General features: G+C 71.6%; 12 protein-coding genes and 1 pseudogene. 6 read left to right on the top strand and 7 right to left on the bottom strand.

Annotated features, from left to right (window positions below; genetic code table 11):
* The first annotated feature begins 21 nt into the window (after positions 1-21).
* Genes ACQPZW_RS02225 through pseI form a run of 4 tightly spaced genes read left to right on the top strand, consistent with a single transcriptional unit; the run spans position 22 to position 5,058 of the window.
* Entirely contained in the window at positions 22-2,469 is a 2,448-nt protein-coding gene (locus ACQPZW_RS02225; RefSeq protein WP_433793175.1) for a putative bifunctional diguanylate cyclase/phosphodiesterase, read from the top strand.
* Between the two features lie 60 nt (positions 2,470-2,529).
* Positions 2,530-3,591, top strand: a complete 1,062-nt coding sequence (locus tag ACQPZW_RS02220; protein WP_433793174.1) for a glycosyltransferase family 2 protein — start codon at positions 2,530-2,532, stop codon at positions 3,589-3,591.
* A gap of 4 nt (positions 3,592-3,595) precedes the next feature.
* Positions 3,596-4,045, top strand: coding sequence for a GNAT family N-acetyltransferase (locus tag ACQPZW_RS02215; protein WP_433793173.1), 450 nt, complete (start codon positions 3,596-3,598; stop codon positions 4,043-4,045).
* Entirely contained in the window at positions 4,042-5,058 is a 1,017-nt protein-coding gene (pseI, locus tag ACQPZW_RS02210; RefSeq protein WP_433793172.1) for a pseudaminic acid synthase, read from the top strand. Before ACQPZW_RS02215 ends, pseI begins: the two co-directional genes overlap by 4 nt.
* Before the next feature lie 41 nt (positions 5,059-5,099).
* Here pseI and ACQPZW_RS02205 read toward each other — a convergent pair whose 3' ends face one another.
* A complete protein-coding gene (locus tag ACQPZW_RS02205) occupies positions 5,100-6,809 on the bottom strand; it encodes a hypothetical protein (RefSeq protein WP_433793171.1) in 1,710 nt (569 codons plus the stop codon).
* A pseudogene (locus ACQPZW_RS02200) lies at positions 6,806-7,632 on the bottom strand (hypothetical protein). The gene ACQPZW_RS02205 and the pseudogene ACQPZW_RS02200 overlap by 4 nt, the downstream one beginning before the upstream one ends.
* 307 nt (positions 7,633-7,939) lie before the next feature.
* Between ACQPZW_RS02200 and ACQPZW_RS02195 the strand changes: the two are divergent.
* On the top strand, positions 7,940-8,284 hold the full coding sequence (locus tag ACQPZW_RS02195; RefSeq protein ID WP_433793170.1) for a FluC/FEX family fluoride channel: 345 nt from the start codon (positions 7,940-7,942) through the stop codon (positions 8,282-8,284).
* Entirely contained in the window at positions 8,281-8,640 is a 360-nt protein-coding gene (locus ACQPZW_RS02190) for a fluoride efflux transporter FluC (RefSeq protein ID WP_433793169.1), read from the top strand. The genes ACQPZW_RS02195 and ACQPZW_RS02190 overlap by 4 nt, the downstream gene beginning before the upstream one ends.
* Here the strand turns inward: ACQPZW_RS02190 and ACQPZW_RS02185 are convergent.
* From ACQPZW_RS02185 to ACQPZW_RS02165, 5 genes are all read right to left on the bottom strand, one after another.
* On the bottom strand, positions 8,633-10,834 hold the full coding sequence (locus ACQPZW_RS02185) for an MMPL family transporter (protein ID WP_433793168.1): 2,202 nt from the start codon (positions 10,832-10,834) through the stop codon (positions 8,633-8,635). The two genes, ACQPZW_RS02190 and ACQPZW_RS02185, sit on opposite strands and share 8 nt — an antisense overlap.
* Positions 10,835-10,905: 71 nt before the next feature.
* A complete protein-coding gene (locus ACQPZW_RS02180) occupies positions 10,906-11,550 on the bottom strand; it encodes a LuxR C-terminal-related transcriptional regulator (RefSeq protein WP_433793167.1) in 645 nt (214 codons plus the stop codon).
* A 28-nt stretch (positions 11,551-11,578) separates the two neighbouring features.
* Complete coding sequence (locus ACQPZW_RS02175; protein WP_433793166.1) at positions 11,579-12,883, bottom strand: sensor histidine kinase; 1,305 nt, start codon at positions 12,881-12,883, stop codon at positions 11,579-11,581.
* 74 nt (positions 12,884-12,957) lie between these two features.
* Positions 12,958-15,216 carry a hypothetical protein gene (locus ACQPZW_RS02170; RefSeq protein WP_433793165.1) on the bottom strand — a complete coding sequence of 753 codons (2,259 nt, stop codon included), beginning with the start codon at positions 15,214-15,216 and terminating at the stop codon, positions 12,958-12,960.
* On the bottom strand, positions 15,213-16,160 hold the full coding sequence (locus ACQPZW_RS02165) for a glycosyltransferase family 2 protein (protein WP_433793164.1): 948 nt from the start codon (positions 16,158-16,160) through the stop codon (positions 15,213-15,215). Before ACQPZW_RS02165 ends, ACQPZW_RS02170 begins: the two co-directional genes overlap by 4 nt.
* Positions 16,161-16,183 lie beyond the last annotated feature (23 nt).

The following is a 16,183-nucleotide window of genomic DNA, read 5'->3' as shown; positions in this document are numbered from 1 at the left end:
TTCAGTCGTAGCCCATCGATTTTGACAACCGTACGTGTCGGCGCACTGACCGTTCGTGACCAGGTTGGCACGAACGCCGACCAGCGTGCGCGTTTCCCTCAGCTGAGCGGTCCGCCCGCCGACTGCAACCACGTGCTCGCCACTCAGCAACTGACGGAGTTCCTCGCCGTCGTAGCCGACCGACCCGACGAGGCTGCCGCCCAGCATGCCGCTGTCGAGTGCGCGTCGCGTGCCCTCGGGGCCGATCTCGCGGTACTGACGATCGACGGCGGAATAGCCGCGGCGGTCGGTCTGCCCGCCGACGAGATCCCGGTCTACGCGCTCACCGCCGGTTACCAGGTCGGCCGTCCCGCGACATTGCGCGCCGGGGAGGTCGTCTACTCGCTCGCGGTCGCGCCGCTCGGCGGCACCTCCTCCGGGATGCTGGTGCTCGGCCGCCGCTCCGGCGCCTTCACCGACGAGGAGGTGTGCCTGCTCCGCGGCATGGCCCGGGTGCTGGAGCTGAGCCTGCAGGCGCTGCACCTGGTCGAGGCGGAGCGCCTCCACGCCGAGGAGAACAACCGCCTGATCGACTCCCTGCAGCGTCGGCAGCGGCTCTTCGACGAGCTGAGCACGGTGCAGCGGGCGATCGCCCGGCGGGAGCCGCTGCGCCGGATCCTGGACCGGGTCACCGCCGGCGTGGCCGACCTGCTGAACGTCGACATCGCCGGCCTGGCCGTGCTGGAGAGCGACGAGCCGGGCCGGATGAGCCTGGTCTCCGGGTCCGGCATCCCGGACGAGGTGCTGGCCCGGATGCAGCGGATCCCGGTCACGTCCCTCGCTGTCGCCGGGCTCGCGATCATGGGCGACGAGCTGGTCGCCGTGGACGACTACACCAACTCGCCGATCGCCGTGCCGGAGATGGTGGCGAACCGGATCAAGAGCATGATCGCCGTGCCGGTGCACGAGAACGGCGTGGTCGTCGGAGCCATGTTCGCCGGGTCGCACACCGAGCCGCGCACGTGGGACAAGGCCTCGCAGGAGATGCTGCTGGCATTCGCCGAGCACGCCGGCCTCGCGGTCGCCGACGCGCGGACGCTGCGCGAGATGAACGCGTCGTTCCACGACGCGCTGACCGGGCTGGCCAGCCGCTCGCTGTTCGTCACCCGGATGGAGAACACCCTCGGCGCGGCCCGGCCCGGCGGTGTCGCCGCGCTGCTGATCGGCATCGACCGGTTCAAAATGATCAACGACTCGCTCGGGCACACCGCCGGCGACCAGCTGCTGGCCCTGGTGGCCGACCGGCTGCGGGACTGCCTGCGCACCGACGACACCGCGGCCCGGCTCGGCGGCGACGAGTTCGCCGTGCTGCTGCCCGAGACCGGCTCGCTGGAGGCCGCCCTGCCGGTGGCCCGGCGGATCGTCTCGGCGATGCGTGACCCGTTCGACCTGGACGGCCGCGAGACGTTCGTGACCTGCAGCATCGGGCTTGCCTTCGGCGCGCCCGGCGAGCTCGACGCCCAGGAGCTGCTGGTCCGCTCCGATTTGGCGCTCTTCGAGGCCAAGAAGAAGGGCAAGGACCAGTACGCCATCTTCGAGCCGTCGATGCGCGAGTCCTTCCAGAAGCACCTGGAGATGGAGGCGGACCTGCGCCGGGCCGTGCTCCGGCACGAGTTCCAGCTGCGGTTCCAGCCGATCGTGCGGCTGGCCACCGGGGAGATCTCCGGGCTGGAGGCGCTGGTCCGGTGGCAGCATCCGGAGCGCGGGATGATCCCGCCACTGGACTTCATCCCGCTGGCCGAGGAGACCGGGATGATCGTCCCGATCGGCGAGTGGGTGCTGCGTGAGGCCTGCCGTCAGGCCGCCCACTGGAACGCGCAGCGCAAGATGGAGCAGTGGCTGACGGTCAGCGTCAACCTGTCGGCGGTGCAACTGGACCGTGCCGACCTGCCCGAGGTGGTGGGCGCGGCACTGACCGACAGCGGGCTGCCGGCGCACCGCCTGGTGATCGAGCTGACCGAGTCGCTGCTGGTGGACCACCGCCAGGAGACCCTGGAGCGGCTGCACGCGATCAAGGCCCTGGGCGTACGGCTGGCGATCGACGACTTCGGCACCGGCTACTCGTCGCTGGCGTATCTGCGCCGGTTCCCGGTCGACATCATCAAGATCGACAAGTCCTTCGTGGACGACGTCGGCGACGTGCCGGCCGCCGCGGCTCTGACGCTCGGGATCATCCAGCTCGGCCAGGCGCTGCAGCTCTCCACCGTCGCCGAGGGCATCGAGGACGCCGGGCAGCTCAGTGAGCTGGCCGACGGCAACTGCGAGTTGGGCCAGGGCTACTACTTCGCCGAGCCGCTGACCAGCGACGCGATGCAGGAGCTGCTGTTCCCGACCGACACCGGTGAGAAGGCCGACCCGGAGAAGGCCGACCAGGAGAAGGGCGACCCCGAGGGAGCGGCCGTCCTCGAGAGTGTGGCCGACCCCCAGTAGACCCGCTCGCGACGACTGCGGTTCCCTTCGGGTTAACGTGCGGGGTCGACGGTGGTCGCCATGGACGTTGTGCTGACCGTCGTGGTGCCGGTCTACGCGGTCGAGGACTACCTCCACCAGTGCCTGGACTCGATCCGCGCCGGTCTGACCCCGGAGGAGAACGCGGCGGTCGAGGTCATCGCGGTCGACGACGCCTCACCGGACGACTGCGGCGCGATGCTCGACGCGTACGCCGCTCGTCACCACGGCCTGCGGGTCCTTCACCTGAGCAGCAACGTCGGCCTCGGTCTGGCTCGCAACGCGGGCCTGGCCGAGGCCCGCGGCCGTCATGTGTGGTTCGTCGACAGTGACGACGTCCTGCCGGCCGGCTCGGTGCGGGCCGTGCTGGAGCGCCTGGACGAGACCGAGCCGGACGTGCTGCTCATCGACCATCTGCGGCTGCACCACGACGGCCGGTTGCAGACCGACGCGAGCTCGGCCCTGCTCGCCGGCACGCCCGACCGGCTCCGGCTGATCGGGCTGCAGCACACCGCCTGGAACCGGATCATGCGGCGCGATCTCCTCACCAAGCACGATCTGCGTTTCCCCGCCGGGTGGTACGAGGACGTCCCGTTCAGCAACCCGGTCCTGATCGCCGCCGAGCGCCTCGACGTGCTGAACCGGGTCTGCTATCACTACCGCATCGGCCGGGAGGGCGCGATCACCGCGACCCGCAGCGACCGGCACTTCGAGGCGTTCGGGCAGTGGGACCGTTTCTACGCCTGGCTGGACGACGCCGGCGTCGACCCCGCGCTGCGCATCCGCGTCTTCACCCTGATGATCAGCCACCTGCTCGTCGTGGCCGGCAACGAGAACCGGATGCACCCGAGCCGCCGTCGCGCGTTCTTCCGGGAGATCGCGGCGCTGTACCGCAGGCACCGCCCGGCCGGCTATCTCCCGCCGGCCGGCGCCGCGGGACTCAAGCATCGCCTGGTCGCGGCGAACAGCTACACCCTCTACGCGGCCCTGCGCGCCGGATACCGGGTGGCCGGCCTGCGTCGCCGGGGCACCCAACGGACACCTGCGGTTTCCCCGGACATCCCCTCCGCGCCACAGCGGGTCAAGACCACCTCCATACCTTGACGGCGTGCTTCGACCCGCCCGTGACTCCGACCGTGACCTGGTCCTTCCCTGGCGCAACCACCCGTCGGTGCGTGCCGTCAGCCTGACCACCCACGAGATCCGGCCCGACGAGCACGCCGCCTGGTGGGCTCGGCGCAGTGGTGACGTCCTGATCTACGAGGAGGACGGCGTCCCGGCCGGAGTGGTGATCTTCGACGGTTCCACCTGGTCGTTCTACCTGGACGTGGAGGGTCTCGGCCGGCGCCTGCTGCCCGCGTGGATGCGGCTGGAGTCCGAGGCCGTCGAGCACGCGTTCGGCCCGCTCGGCCTGGACACCCTCGGTGGCGAGACGCTCGCCGAGAACACGCAGGTCCTCGCGCTGCACCGGCGGTTCGGGTTCCGCGAGACACGCAGATACGAACGGCTGGTCGACGGCGTGCCGAAGACGGTCGTCTGGACGGAGAGAAGCAGATGAGCAACAGGAAGCCGTACATCGTCGCGGAGATGTCGGGCAACCACAACGGTTCGCTCGACCGGGCGCTGGCCCTGGTGGACGCCGCGGCCGAGGCCGGCGCCGACGCCATCAAGATCCAGACCTACACCGCGGACACCATGACCGTGGACGTCAAGCACCCACGGTTCCAGATCTCCGCCGGGCACGACCTGTGGGGCGGCGACTACCTCTACCAGCTGTTCGAGCGGGCGCACACCCCGTGGGACTGGCACGCGCCGATCTTCGAGCGCGCGCGGGAGCGGGGCATCACGCCGTTCTCCAGCCCGTTCGACCGGACCGCGGTCGAGCTGCTGGAGAAGCTGGACGCGCCGATGTACAAGATCGCGTCCTCGGAGATCACCGACCTGCCGCTGATCCGGCTGGCCGCCTCGACCGGCAAGCCGCTCATCATCTCCACCGGCATGGCCACGCTCCGTGAGATCACCTCGGCGGTCGAGGCCGCCCAGGGCGCCGGCGCCACCGACATCACCGTGCTGAGCTGCACCGCCTCCTACCCGGCCCCGCCGGAGGAGACCAACCTGCGGCGCATCCCGGTGCTGGCCGAGGCGCTGAGACTGCCGATCGGCCTGAGCGACCACACGATGGGCATCGGGGTGCCGATCGCCGCGGTCGCCTACGGCGCGGTGCTGATCGAGAAGCACTTCACCCTGGACCGGGCCGACGGTGGCGTGGACTCCGCGTTCTCCCTCGACCAGGCCGAGCTGAAGCTGCTGGTCACCGAGTCGGAGCGGGCCTGGCAGGCGCTCGGCACCACGGCGATCGGCCCGACCGAGGCGGAGCGGGAGAGCCTGCGGTTCCGCCGCTCGCTCTACGTGGTCACCGACGTGCGGGCCGGCGACCCGGTCACCGAGGAGAACGTCCGCTCGATCCGGCCGACCGGCGGGCTCGAGCCGGACCTGATCGGAACCGTGCTGGGCCGGGCCTTCACCGTGGACGCGGCCAAGGGCACACCGCTGACCTGGGATCTGATCTGAGGAACTGAAACCGTGAGGGGCGGCCGCGGCCGCCCCTCACGCTACTTCTTGACCTTCTTGTACGCCCGTTTCGCCAGCATGATCCCGCGAGCGCCCCAGCCACGCCGGAGCAGTTGCAGCTCCCAGTCCATCCGGCTGAGCGCCGCGTCCCGGGACTGGATCATCTGCTCGTTCCACTCCATCATCGCGAGCAGGTGACCGGCCTCGTACCGCTGCCGCCAGAGCGCCTCGGTGAGCTCGTGATAGCCGGCCACGTCGACCGGCGCGGTGCCCGGCCGCACGGCGAGCAGGGCCAGTCGCTGCGCCTGCAGGCCGGCCTGGTCGAGGCCGAACTCGGCGCCGTCGATCGCCACCTGCAGGTCGATCGCGGACCGCAGCTCCTCGTCGGTCAGGCTCCGACCGGCCATCCCGACCAGGATCGCGGCCAGGTCGGCGGCGCTCGCGGTGATCGGCCACGGATGCGGACGGCCCCAGGTGATCAGCCGGACCGCGAACTGCCACAGCGTGCGCACCAGGACGAGATCGGCTGGGAGCGGCTCGGCCGGCTCCCAGCGTGCGGACAGCACCACCGGTCCGTCACCGGTGACCCCGATACCGGAGAAGTCGGCGAGCGCCTCCGGGCCGGCGACCGGGCCGGCGCCGAGCCAGGACTCGTACCGCGCGATCTCCTGCCGCAGCCCGCGCACGTCGGCGGCGGCGCACAGCTCCAGGAGCCGCTCCTCCCACTGGTATCCGGCGACCGGCTGGATCACCTCGACCCGGCGCAGCCCGTGGATCTCGTACGACTCCTCGGTGGGGGCCAGCATCCGCGGGCCGTCCGCCCCGACGGCGTAGACCCCGTTCACATCGCCGACCAGCACGTCGTGCCGGTGCCGCGGCCGGTCGCCCGCACCCGGAGCGCGGGCCACGACCAGCCAGCCGCCGGCCACGGTGTCCTCGGCGCCGGCCCGCAGCGCGCGGCCGATCAGCTTGCGCGGGTCGCTGAGCACCGGACGGCCGCGGAAGGCGGTGGTGTACGCCTGCGCCAGGACCGTGGCCAGCCAGGGCCGCGACGGGGACCCGACGTCGCCGAGCGCGTCGCCACCGACCAGCACGGCCGGGGCGCCCGGCTCCGGGAAGGCGGCGTACGCGGCGTCGATCGCCAGTCCGGCCCCGGTCAGGTGGGCGGTCAGGTGGGCACGTGACGGCGGGCCGGCGTCGGCCTCGTCCGGGTGCCAGGCGGCGTCGTCACGGAACCGGCTGCCCGGGTCGAGCCGGACGGTGTGGTGCACGCCCAGCTGGTTGTCGTGCATCAGGATCAGGGTGCCGCCGGGGCGCAGCGCGCCGGCGAGACGGTCGAGCAGTTCACCGGTGGAGAGCTGCTCGCCCTCGGCGGAGTTGAGACGCCGCACGCCGTCGGTGGCGACCACCAGGTCGTACCCCGGAGTGAGATCGATCTTGCCGAAGGCGCCGGACACCACGGTGATCGCCGGGTGCGCGCCGGCGGCCCGTTCCGCGTCGGCGAGCGAGCGCAGAGCCCAGGTCACCTCGGCGCCGCCGGCGGCCAGTGCGGCGACCAGCTCGGCCGGGTGCGGCCCGGCGATCAGCACGGTACGGCCCGGTCCGCTCGACTCGGCGACCAGGTGCCCGAGCAGCGCGTTGCGCGGGCCGGTCCGGTCGCTCCAGTTGAACATCTCACCACCCGCACGGACCAGGTTGGTCAGGGGTGGGGCGGCGAGCGCCGCGGCCAGGTCCGGACGGTCCGGGATCACACGTACCCTTCCTTCGGCCAGCCCAGCAGCTTGCGCAGCTCGTCCGGGCCGGCCAGTTCGTCGGCGCCCAGCTGGATCCGGGCGAGTCGGTGGCAGGTCTCGAAGTCGGTCTCCCGGCCGTAGAGCTCCGGCCACTGGCGGTGCAGGCGGGGTTCGCCGCCGAAGGTCATGTCGGCGTTGTCCAGGACCATCGGGTCGCCGTAGACGGCCGCCTCCCGGCCGGCGAGCAGCCCGTACCAGATCGCGCTGCACAGCCTGTTGGAGACGACCCGGCGGTGCCGGCGCAGCTCGGCGAGTTGCCCGACGAGGAAGTCGCGGTTGTGGTCGCGCCACCAGAAGCCACGGTAGCCGTGGCAGATGACCCGGAACCCGGCCCGCTCGTACAGGTGACGGACCGAGCGCATGCGGTACTCGTTCCAGTACAGGCAGGCGGTGATCGGGCCGCTCTCGGTCGCCTTCACCTCGTCGATGAGCCGCTGGTGGTCGCCGTGGACCTGCTGGCCCTCCCACCCGTGGAAGGGTAGAAGATGGTCCCCTCGCCGGCCTCGGTGGCCGGGGGCGTCATCTCGACCAGGTAGGCGAACGGGGCGCCGACCACGACCACGTCGCGGCGGCCCTGCGACCAGGATCGGCGGCGGGTCTCCTCGGACCAGACCAGCAGGGGCGTGCCGGAGACGTACGGCGTACCGGGCGCCAAGCCGTCCCCGATGTTCCAGCCGTGCTGGAGGTAGCCCTGGATCCTCGGCGGATGCAGCGGCTCCGGCATCCCGCAGTAGCGGGCCAGGATGTGCGAGTGCCCGTAGTGGTGATTGGCGTGGTGCATCGTCTTCCGCTCCATCCGCGTGCGGAGCCGCACGTTATCAGCTTTTTCGACGACGAATGTGCCGGTTTTGTCAGCCTCTGAAAGCATTCTGAGATCGATTCCGCCGGCAGACAATCACGAAGTCACCACCTCGACAGCCAGAGTTCAGGCTGGCGCCCCCACCCGGGCCGCACAGCGGACTATCAAGATCGTGATCTAAAGTGGACGGACAGGCTCGCTCCCCAGCAGGAGCGCCTGGAACCGGCCGGGGTGGGCGCCGCCACGTCCCCCCGGCCGGCCACCCGACCGTCGGCTAACGTCCCGGGTGATGGATACCGAGGTGCGCCCCGTCGACCTGGCCGCCGTCGCCGCCGGTGGAGTGCTCGGCGCCCTCGCCCGCTACGGCCTCGCCAGCGCCTGGCCGTACCCTCCCGATGGTTTCCCCTGGTCCACCTGGGTGATCAACGTGTCCGGCTGCTTCCTGATCGGGGTCCTCTACACCCGCACCCGCCGGCCGCTGCCGCGCCTGCTGCTCGGCACCGGATTCCTCGGCGGTTACACCACGTTCTCCACCGCGATCGCCGAGGTCTCCCGGGCCGGCCTCGTCTACCTGGTCGCCACGTTGATCGGCGCACTCGTGGCGGTCGCCGCCGGAAGCGCCGTGGCCCGATGACCGCCCTGCTGGTCGCCCTCGGCGCGGCGGTCGGTGCGCCCCTGCGCTACCTGACCGACCGCGTCATGCGGGCCCGGTTCGGGGCGGCCTTCCCCTGGGGCACACTGACCGTCAACGTGGCCGGCTCGTTCGTCCTCGGCCTGGTCCTCGGACTGCCGCTGGCGCCGGGAGCGGTGGCCCTGCTCGGCACCGGGTTCTGCGGGGCGCTCACCACGTACTCGACCTTCAGCTGGGAGATCCTCACCCTGACCCGGCGCCGGGAGATCCTCGCCGCCGGCGGTTACGCACTGCTCAGCATCACGGCCGGAATGGGCGCCGCCGTGATCGGCGGCGCCCTGGGGCACATGCTCAGCTGACGAGGGCCGGCTCCCGCTCGTCCGTGCGGGCGGTGGTGACCTGCGCGGGCGGCTCGTGCGCGACCTGCGGCAGCCAGCCCAGCCACTTCGGCAGCCACCAGTTCGCCCGGCCGAGCAGCGTCATCACCGCGGGCAGCAGCACCGCCCGGATGATCGTGGCGTCCAGCAGGACCGCCGCGGCCAGGCCGACGCCCAGCTCCTTGGTGGCGGTCAGCGGCAGCGTGGCGAAGAGCGCGAACACCGCGACCATCACCACGGCGGCGCTGGTGATCACGCCGGCGGTCCGGCCGATGCCCTCGCGGACCGCGTCCCGGGTCGAGAGCCCCCGGTCGTGACCCTCACGGATCCGGCTGACCACGAAGACGTGGTAGTCCATCGAGAGCCCGAAGAGGATCACGAAGAGGAACATCGGGATCCAGTTGGTGATGCCCCCGCCGGAGACGAAGCCGAGCTGGTCCTCGAAGTTCCCGTACTGGAAGACGTAGACCAGCATGCCGTAGCAGGCCGCGACCGACAGCAGGTTCAGCAGCAACCCGGTGACCGCGACCACGACCGACCGGAACGACACCAGCAGCAGGATGAAGGCCAGTCCGAGGACGAAGGCGAACACCAGCGGCAGGGTCTTGGACAGCTGGTCGTTGTAGTCGACACCACCCGCGGTGGAGCCGGTGACCAGGGCCGTGGCGCCGCCGATCCGGCCGAACGTGTCCGGCACGACCCGGTCCCGCAGCAGGTTCAGCGCGTCGACCGCGACATCGTCGCTCTCCTTGCCGGCCAGTCCGACCGAGACGACCGCGACGGTGCCGGCCGGGTTGATCTCGACGTCGACCGGCTCGACGAGCTTCCCGCCACTGCCGGCGACGGCCGCCTTGAACGCCGTGAGCGTCTGCTCGAACTCGGCGGTCCCGACCGAGTCGTCCTTCACCACGATCTGGGCCGGCGTGGTCTTGCTCGGGAAGGCCTCGCCGATGGCGAGGAACGTCTGCACCACCGGAGCGTCCGGCGAGATGTCCTGGACGGCCTGGCCCCGGGTCTTCAGATCGAGCGCGGGGTAGGCCAGTGCGGCAAGCGCGGCGATGGCGACGATCGCCGAGATCAACGGCTTGGCGAGTACGACGTTGAGCAGCGCGTTCCACACCCGGCCGTCACTGTTGCGCCGGTACAGCCCGGGGATCTTGACGGCGTCGACCCGGTCGCCCAGCGCCGAGAGCAGCGCTGGGAGCACGGTCAGCGAGCCGAGCACGGCCGTGGCCACCACCAGGATGGTGCCCGCGGCGAAGCTGACGAAGACGACGTCCTGGGTGAAGAACATGCCGGCCATCGCGATCATGACCGTCAGGCCGGAGACCCAGACCGAGCGGCCCGAGGTCTGCGCCGCGATCATCAGCGCCTGGTGCGGGTCGGCGCCCCGGCGGCGCTCGTCACGCTCCCGGCGGATGTAGAACAGGCAGTAGTCGACACCGACGGCCAGGCCGATCAGCAGCATGACGTGCGTCGTCTCGTCGACCGCGGGAGCGAACCGGCTGGCCGCCGCCATCAGGCCGATCGCCGCGACCACCGACATGATCGCGAGAAGGACCGGCAGGAACGACGCGACCACCGCGCCGAAGGCCACCAGCAGGATGCCCAGCGTCACCGGGATGGAGAGCATCCCCAGCCGGTTGAGCCCGCCCTCCAGCTCCTCGGTGACGAGTTGGTCGGCGCTCGCCCCGCCGGCCTCGGCGATGTGGAGATCGGGGTGGGCGCTCTGCACCCGGGCGACCGCCTCCATGGCGGGACCGACCCGCTCCTCCGCGGTCTGGGGGTCGCCGGCGATGCTGAAGGCGATCAGCGTGGACCGGCCGTCCGCCGAGTCGATCGGCGCCTGCACGTCGGTGACGTCCCGCACCGTTCCGAGGACGCGGGTGACCTCCTCCGCAGCGGCCACCCGGTCCGTGCCGGCCCGGTTCTGGATCAGCACCATCTCGCCGGCCGGCTGCTCGGGGAAGCCGGCCGCCGCGACGATCCGGTCGGCGTCGCCCGAGTCGCCGTGCCCGGCGGTGCCCTCGTCCGCCTGCCGGGTGCCGATCTGGGCGCTGAGCACCACCGTCGCGATGACGAAGGCGATCCAGCCGAATATGGCGAGCGCCCGATGGCGGGCACTCCAGATCGCGACACGAGCCGCGATTCCCTTGACGTTTTCCCTGTTCTCCATGGGGAAGACGCTATGGATTCCGAAGTGGCCGATCGATACGGCGGACACCCCGGTCCGCGGTAGGGCTAGCCCTACGTTTGGAGGTAGGCCAGCACCGCCAGGACCCGTCGGTGCTGCTCCTCGTCCTGGTGCAGGCCGAGCTTGGTGAAGATGTTGCGCACGTGCTTCTCCACCGCACCGTCGGTGACCACCATCTTGCGGGCGATCGCGGTGTTCGACATGCCCTCGGCCATCAGCGTCAGCACCTCACGCTCGCGCGGGGTGAGGCTGCGCATCGGGTCGTCCCGCCGGCGCCGGACCAGCAGCTGGGCGACCACCTCGGGGTCCAGCACGGTGCCGCCCTCGGCCACCCGCCGGAGGTTGTCGAGGAACTCGGCGACCAGCGACACCCGGTCCTTGAGCAGATAGCCGACCGCCCCACGGCGGTCGGCCAGCAGATCATCGGCGTACGACACCTCGACGTACTGGGAGAGCACCAGGATCGGGCTGCCCGGCACCGCGGTCCGCGCCTCGACGGCCGCCCGCAGCCCCTCGTCGGTGTGTGACGGCGGCATCCGGACGTCCACGATGGAGACGTCCGGACGATGCTCCTTGATCGATTGAACGAGCGAGGGCCCGTCACCGACAGCCGAGACGACGGTATGCCCGTTCTCCTCGACGAGCCGGATCAGGCCCTCTCGCAACAGCACCGCATCATCGGCAATGACCACCCGCATGCGCCCATGCTGTCAGATCCTCTTTCGTTCAGAGGGGCAGTGCCGCCGTGAGCCGGGTCCCCTCACCCTCCGCGCTGTCCACCGCGAGGACTCCCCCGGCCGCCCGCACCCGGTCGTCCAGGCCGGCCAGGCCGTGCCCCTTGGCCAGGCTGGCCCCGCCCACCCCGTCGTCGGCGACCGTCACGATCAGGCCGGTGGCGATCCGCTGCACGCTGACCTGCACCTCGCTGGCGTGACTGTGCTTGGCGACGTTGGTCAGCGCCTCGGCCACCACGAAGTAGGCGGTCGACTCGACACCCGGGTCCAGTCGCTCCATCGCCGGCGCGTCCAGGTCGACCGGGATCGTGCACCGGCCGGCCAGCGCGGTCAGCGCCGCCTGCAGGCCCCGGTCGACCAGGATCGGCGGGGCGATGCCACGGGACAGGGCGCGCAGCTCGTCCAGGGTCTCCCGGGTCTGGGTGAGCGCCTCGGCCACGATCTCCCGGGCCCGGTCGGGGTCGGCGGCGAACTGCTGCTCGGCCCGGCCCAGGTCCATGGCGAGGCGGACCAGCCGCTGCTGCGGGCCGTCGTGGATGTCGCGCTCCAGCTTGCGCAGGGCCACCGCCTCGGCCGACACGGCGGCCGCCTTCTGCAGCTGAGCCACGTCGCGCGCCTGCTCGGCATCGGCCACCTGGCGGCGCAGCTCGTACACGCTGACCAGCAGTGCCCGGGCGAACCACGCCTCCATCAGCGCGACACCGCGGACCACCCAGGACAGGGTCCCGGCGAAGAACACGCCGACGGCGAAGTTGAAGAGGATCCGCATCGCCATCGTGTCCTCGAAGCCGAGGAGCTCGTGCAGCCCGCGGTTGTCCGGCGGGTTCGGCACCGTCCAGTCCCAGAGCGGGTAGCTGAGACCGGCGAGGGCGAACGCCCACCAGACGACGACGAAGCAGAAGCCGATGGTGCTCGGAATGAACCGGAAGATCGCGTGGACCAGGTCGAGCCAGGTCTGCCCGTCGCCCAGCGGCCCGAAGGTGCGGCGCAGGAAGCCCTGGCCACGGTTGGTCCGGTAGATCGGGTGCGTGCTCTTCAGGCCCAGGACCGGGCCGATCCGGGCGCGCTCGGCCATGGCGAACCCGCGGGCCATCATCAGCGTGCCGACCAGGACCGGCAGGCCGATCCAGATGATCGCGGTGCCGATGCCCGCGGCGAATCCGGTGATCCCGAGGACCAGCGTGATCAGGCCGATCGGGAAGCCCAGCAGCACGTACTGGGTGTCGATGCCCAGTTGGCGCAGGTAGCGCCGGGCAGGGCTACGGGTGGGCGCCGGGTCGGCGTATGCGGTGGTCATGTCGTAGACGCTAGGCATTCGGCGCCTCCCCGGCGATCCCGTAGACCGCCCGCCCGGCGGTAGGGTTAACCCGACTATCGCGTCAGCTCGTAGACGGACACCGGTCCACCCGAGTGCCGCAGCTCGGCGACCACGGCCAGGTTCGGCGACACGGCTCCGGCCCGCTTGTCGGCGAAGAGCCACCGTACGCCGTACTCGTCGCGCAACCGGGCGACATCGGCCGAGGCGCCGTCCCGGAAGACCCGCTCGTTGAGCTCGAACCGCCCCCGGTCCGGCGCCGGCTGCCGGGTGTAGGTGAGCCCGTCCCGCCCGTGCGCGGCCACCGCCTCGTCGGCGTATCCCCAGCTCTCGATGAAGGCCCGTCGCCCACCGAGCCCGGCGACCCAGAAGCCCCGGGCGTCACACCGGACCGGCGATCCCATCGGTGAGCAGTGCACGTTGGTGGCGACCAGGTCCTCCGCCCCGGCGTGCTCGTCCAGCCACAGCGCGGCCCGCATCTCGGCCGCCGTGATCGTCGTGGGAGTGACGGTGGTCCGCTTCGGCGGGACGGTGACCGCGCTCCCGCCGATCTGGTAGGCCGCGTTGGCGACGCTGCCCCCGGCGACCGCGGCGATCAGCAGGACGGGTAGCGCCCGGACCGCCCGGGACCGCCAGACCGCCACCGCGATCAGCATCGCCACGACCATCACCGCGGCGGTGGTCAGCACCGGAGCGGCCAGCGCCCACGCCCACCCGGCGACGGACGGCCGGGCCGGCGCGCCGAATGTCGGGGCGAACAGCTGCCAGGCCGCGCCGGCCATCGCTCCGGCCAGGGCGATCCACCAGTTCCGGACCCGATCGGCCAGGGCCCACGCGGTCAGGGTGGCCGCGGCGGGGACGACGCCGGTGTAGAAGTAGCCCTGACTCAGCGACGGGTGCGCGAAGGTCCACAGTCCACCGGCGCCGGCCACGATGATGCCGCCGAGCAGCCAGCGTCCCGGATCGGTGCGGTCGACGGCACCCTCCGGCCCGGCGGGCGGCAGCAGCAGGCCGATCAGGCGGGGCGCCTGCATGAGCGCCCACCACCCGACCAGGCCGAGGATGAAAAGCCAGCCGGCCACCGACGCCCGCTCCATGCCGGGCAGCAGGAACCCGCCCAGGCCGAGCCCGTCGTTGCGGCCGAGCGTCGTGTTGTACGGCTTCACCCAGTGCAGCGCCTGCAGCGGCTGCACGGCGAGGGTGCTCGCCCCGCCACCGGCGAAGAGCCTCTGACCGAGCAGGATCCCGAAGACGATCGCGCCGAGCAGGCCCACGGCCGGCCACGGGATGCGCCGGCGCCGCCAGAACAGCACCACCCCGGCGAGGCCGACACCGGCCGCGAGCGGCGGCAGCACACTCGACTTGGCTCCCGCACAGATCAGGGCGAGAACCGGCAACAGCGCCCACGCCCAGCGCAGCGACCGGCCACGCAGGGCCTCCAGAGCGGCCAGGGTGAAGAGACCGATCAACGGCATCGCGTACGTCTGCGACGGGCTGACCAGCGACACCGGAAGCCCGCCGTTCACGGGGCCGGTCGGGCTGCCCAGGGTGAGGGCGTGGCCGGCGAATCCGAGGGCCGCCGCGATCGCCCCGGCCTGCCAGCGCCCGGCGGCCGTGCGCCCGACCGCCGCGAAGGTCACCACCGCGGTCGCCGTGACCGGGAGGATCCAGAGCCGCAGCAGTACGTTCACCGGCGGGATCCCGGTGATCATGCTGCCCGTGGCGATGTCAGCGTCGGAGAGGTAGTGGTAACGCAGCTCGTCCCCGGCGAGCTGAGGCACCTGGAACGGCATCGTGCGGGTCATCTCGTGCACGAGCGCCAGGTGGTAGTAGAGGTCCTGGTAGATGACCCCGGTGGCGGGCGGGAGTGGATTCGTCTCGAACACCGACACGCCCCACAGCGCGACCAGGGTGAGCACCGCGGCGACCGCCCACGACCAGACGATCGGCAGCGGGTCCGGCTCGCTGATCCGCCAGTGCCGGCGCAGCCGCGGGACCAGCGCGAAGACTCCGATGACCAGCAGCGGCCAGCCGATCAGCAGCTGCTGCGCCCCCGTGGCGGCGGCCAGCGCCCAGCCGCCCAGCAGGACCGGCAGACCGGTGGCCGCGCCCAGGCCGAGGTCCTCCGGCCAGTTGCCGCGGGAACCGAGGAGGGCACGGAAGACCAGGGTGCCGGGCACGACGACGGCGGCCAGGAAATACACCGCGTAGAGGGCGATCTGGCGATCCGGGGTCCCGAAGAAGTGCAGGACGGCGAAGGCGGTGGCCGCCGGGAAGAACCACGGCAGCAACCGCCCCAGGGCGGCACGGGTCACGGCGTGGCGGCCGGAGTGCGCTGGGCCGGGACGACCGGGACGGGTGTCTCGGACGAGTCCGACCCGACGTGGAAGGCGGGACGGCTCTGCAGGGTGCGGTAGATGCGGGCCACGTACTCACCGAGCAGGCCCAGGCAGATCAACTGGACCGCGGCGAACAGCAGCACCGCCAGGAACAGCGAGGTCCAGCCCGGGATGACCGTGCCGTTGGCCCACACCACCAGACCGAAGACCATGGCCACCAGGGACGCGACGAAGGCGGCCATGCCGAGCCAGGTGGCCAGCCGCAGTGGGGCCGCGGTGAAGTCGGCGGTGCTGTCCCAGGCGAGGGCGACCATCTTGCGCAGCGGGTACTTCGTCTCGCCGGCGGCACGCCGCTCCCGCGTGTAGCCGACCGAGCCCGACGAGAAGCCGAGTGACGGGATCAGCAGGCGGTAGACCGGGACGCGTTCCGGCATGCGCCGCAGCACGTCCACGACCGAGCGGCTGACCAGGCGGAAGTCACCGGCCTGCGACGGCAGATCCGGACCGACGATCCGGCGCATCAGACGGTAGTAGAGGCCGGCGGTGTTCCGCTTGAACACGGTGTCGGTCGTCCGGTCGCTGCGTACGCCGTACACGACGTCGACGTTCTCCTCCCGGGCCGTCCGCAGCATGTCGCGGATCGTCTCCGGCGGGTCCTGCAGGTCGGCGTCGATGCTGACCACCCATTCGCCGAACGACCGGTGCAGGCCCGCGGTGAGGGCGGCCTGGTGTCCGCTGTTGCGGCGGAGCCGGATCAGCCGCAGCTCCGGCCAGTCCTGGCGGTGCTGCTCGACGAGCCTGGCGGTGGCGTCGGCGCTGCCGTCGTCCACCGCGACGACCTCGTAGGTGACGTCGAGGGAGTCGAGCACGGGCCGCAGCCGTGCGACGAGGGCCGGGATGACCGCTTCCTCGTTGTACATAGGGATCACTACTGACAAAGCAG

Origin of the sequence: Actinoplanes sp. CA-252034 (genome assembly GCF_050956125.1) — a bacterium.
Classification (GTDB): Bacteria; Actinomycetota; Actinomycetes; order Mycobacteriales; family Micromonosporaceae; genus Actinoplanes.
Note: the sequence above shows the minus strand (reverse complement) of the source record. Positions and strands in the feature narration are given on the sequence as shown.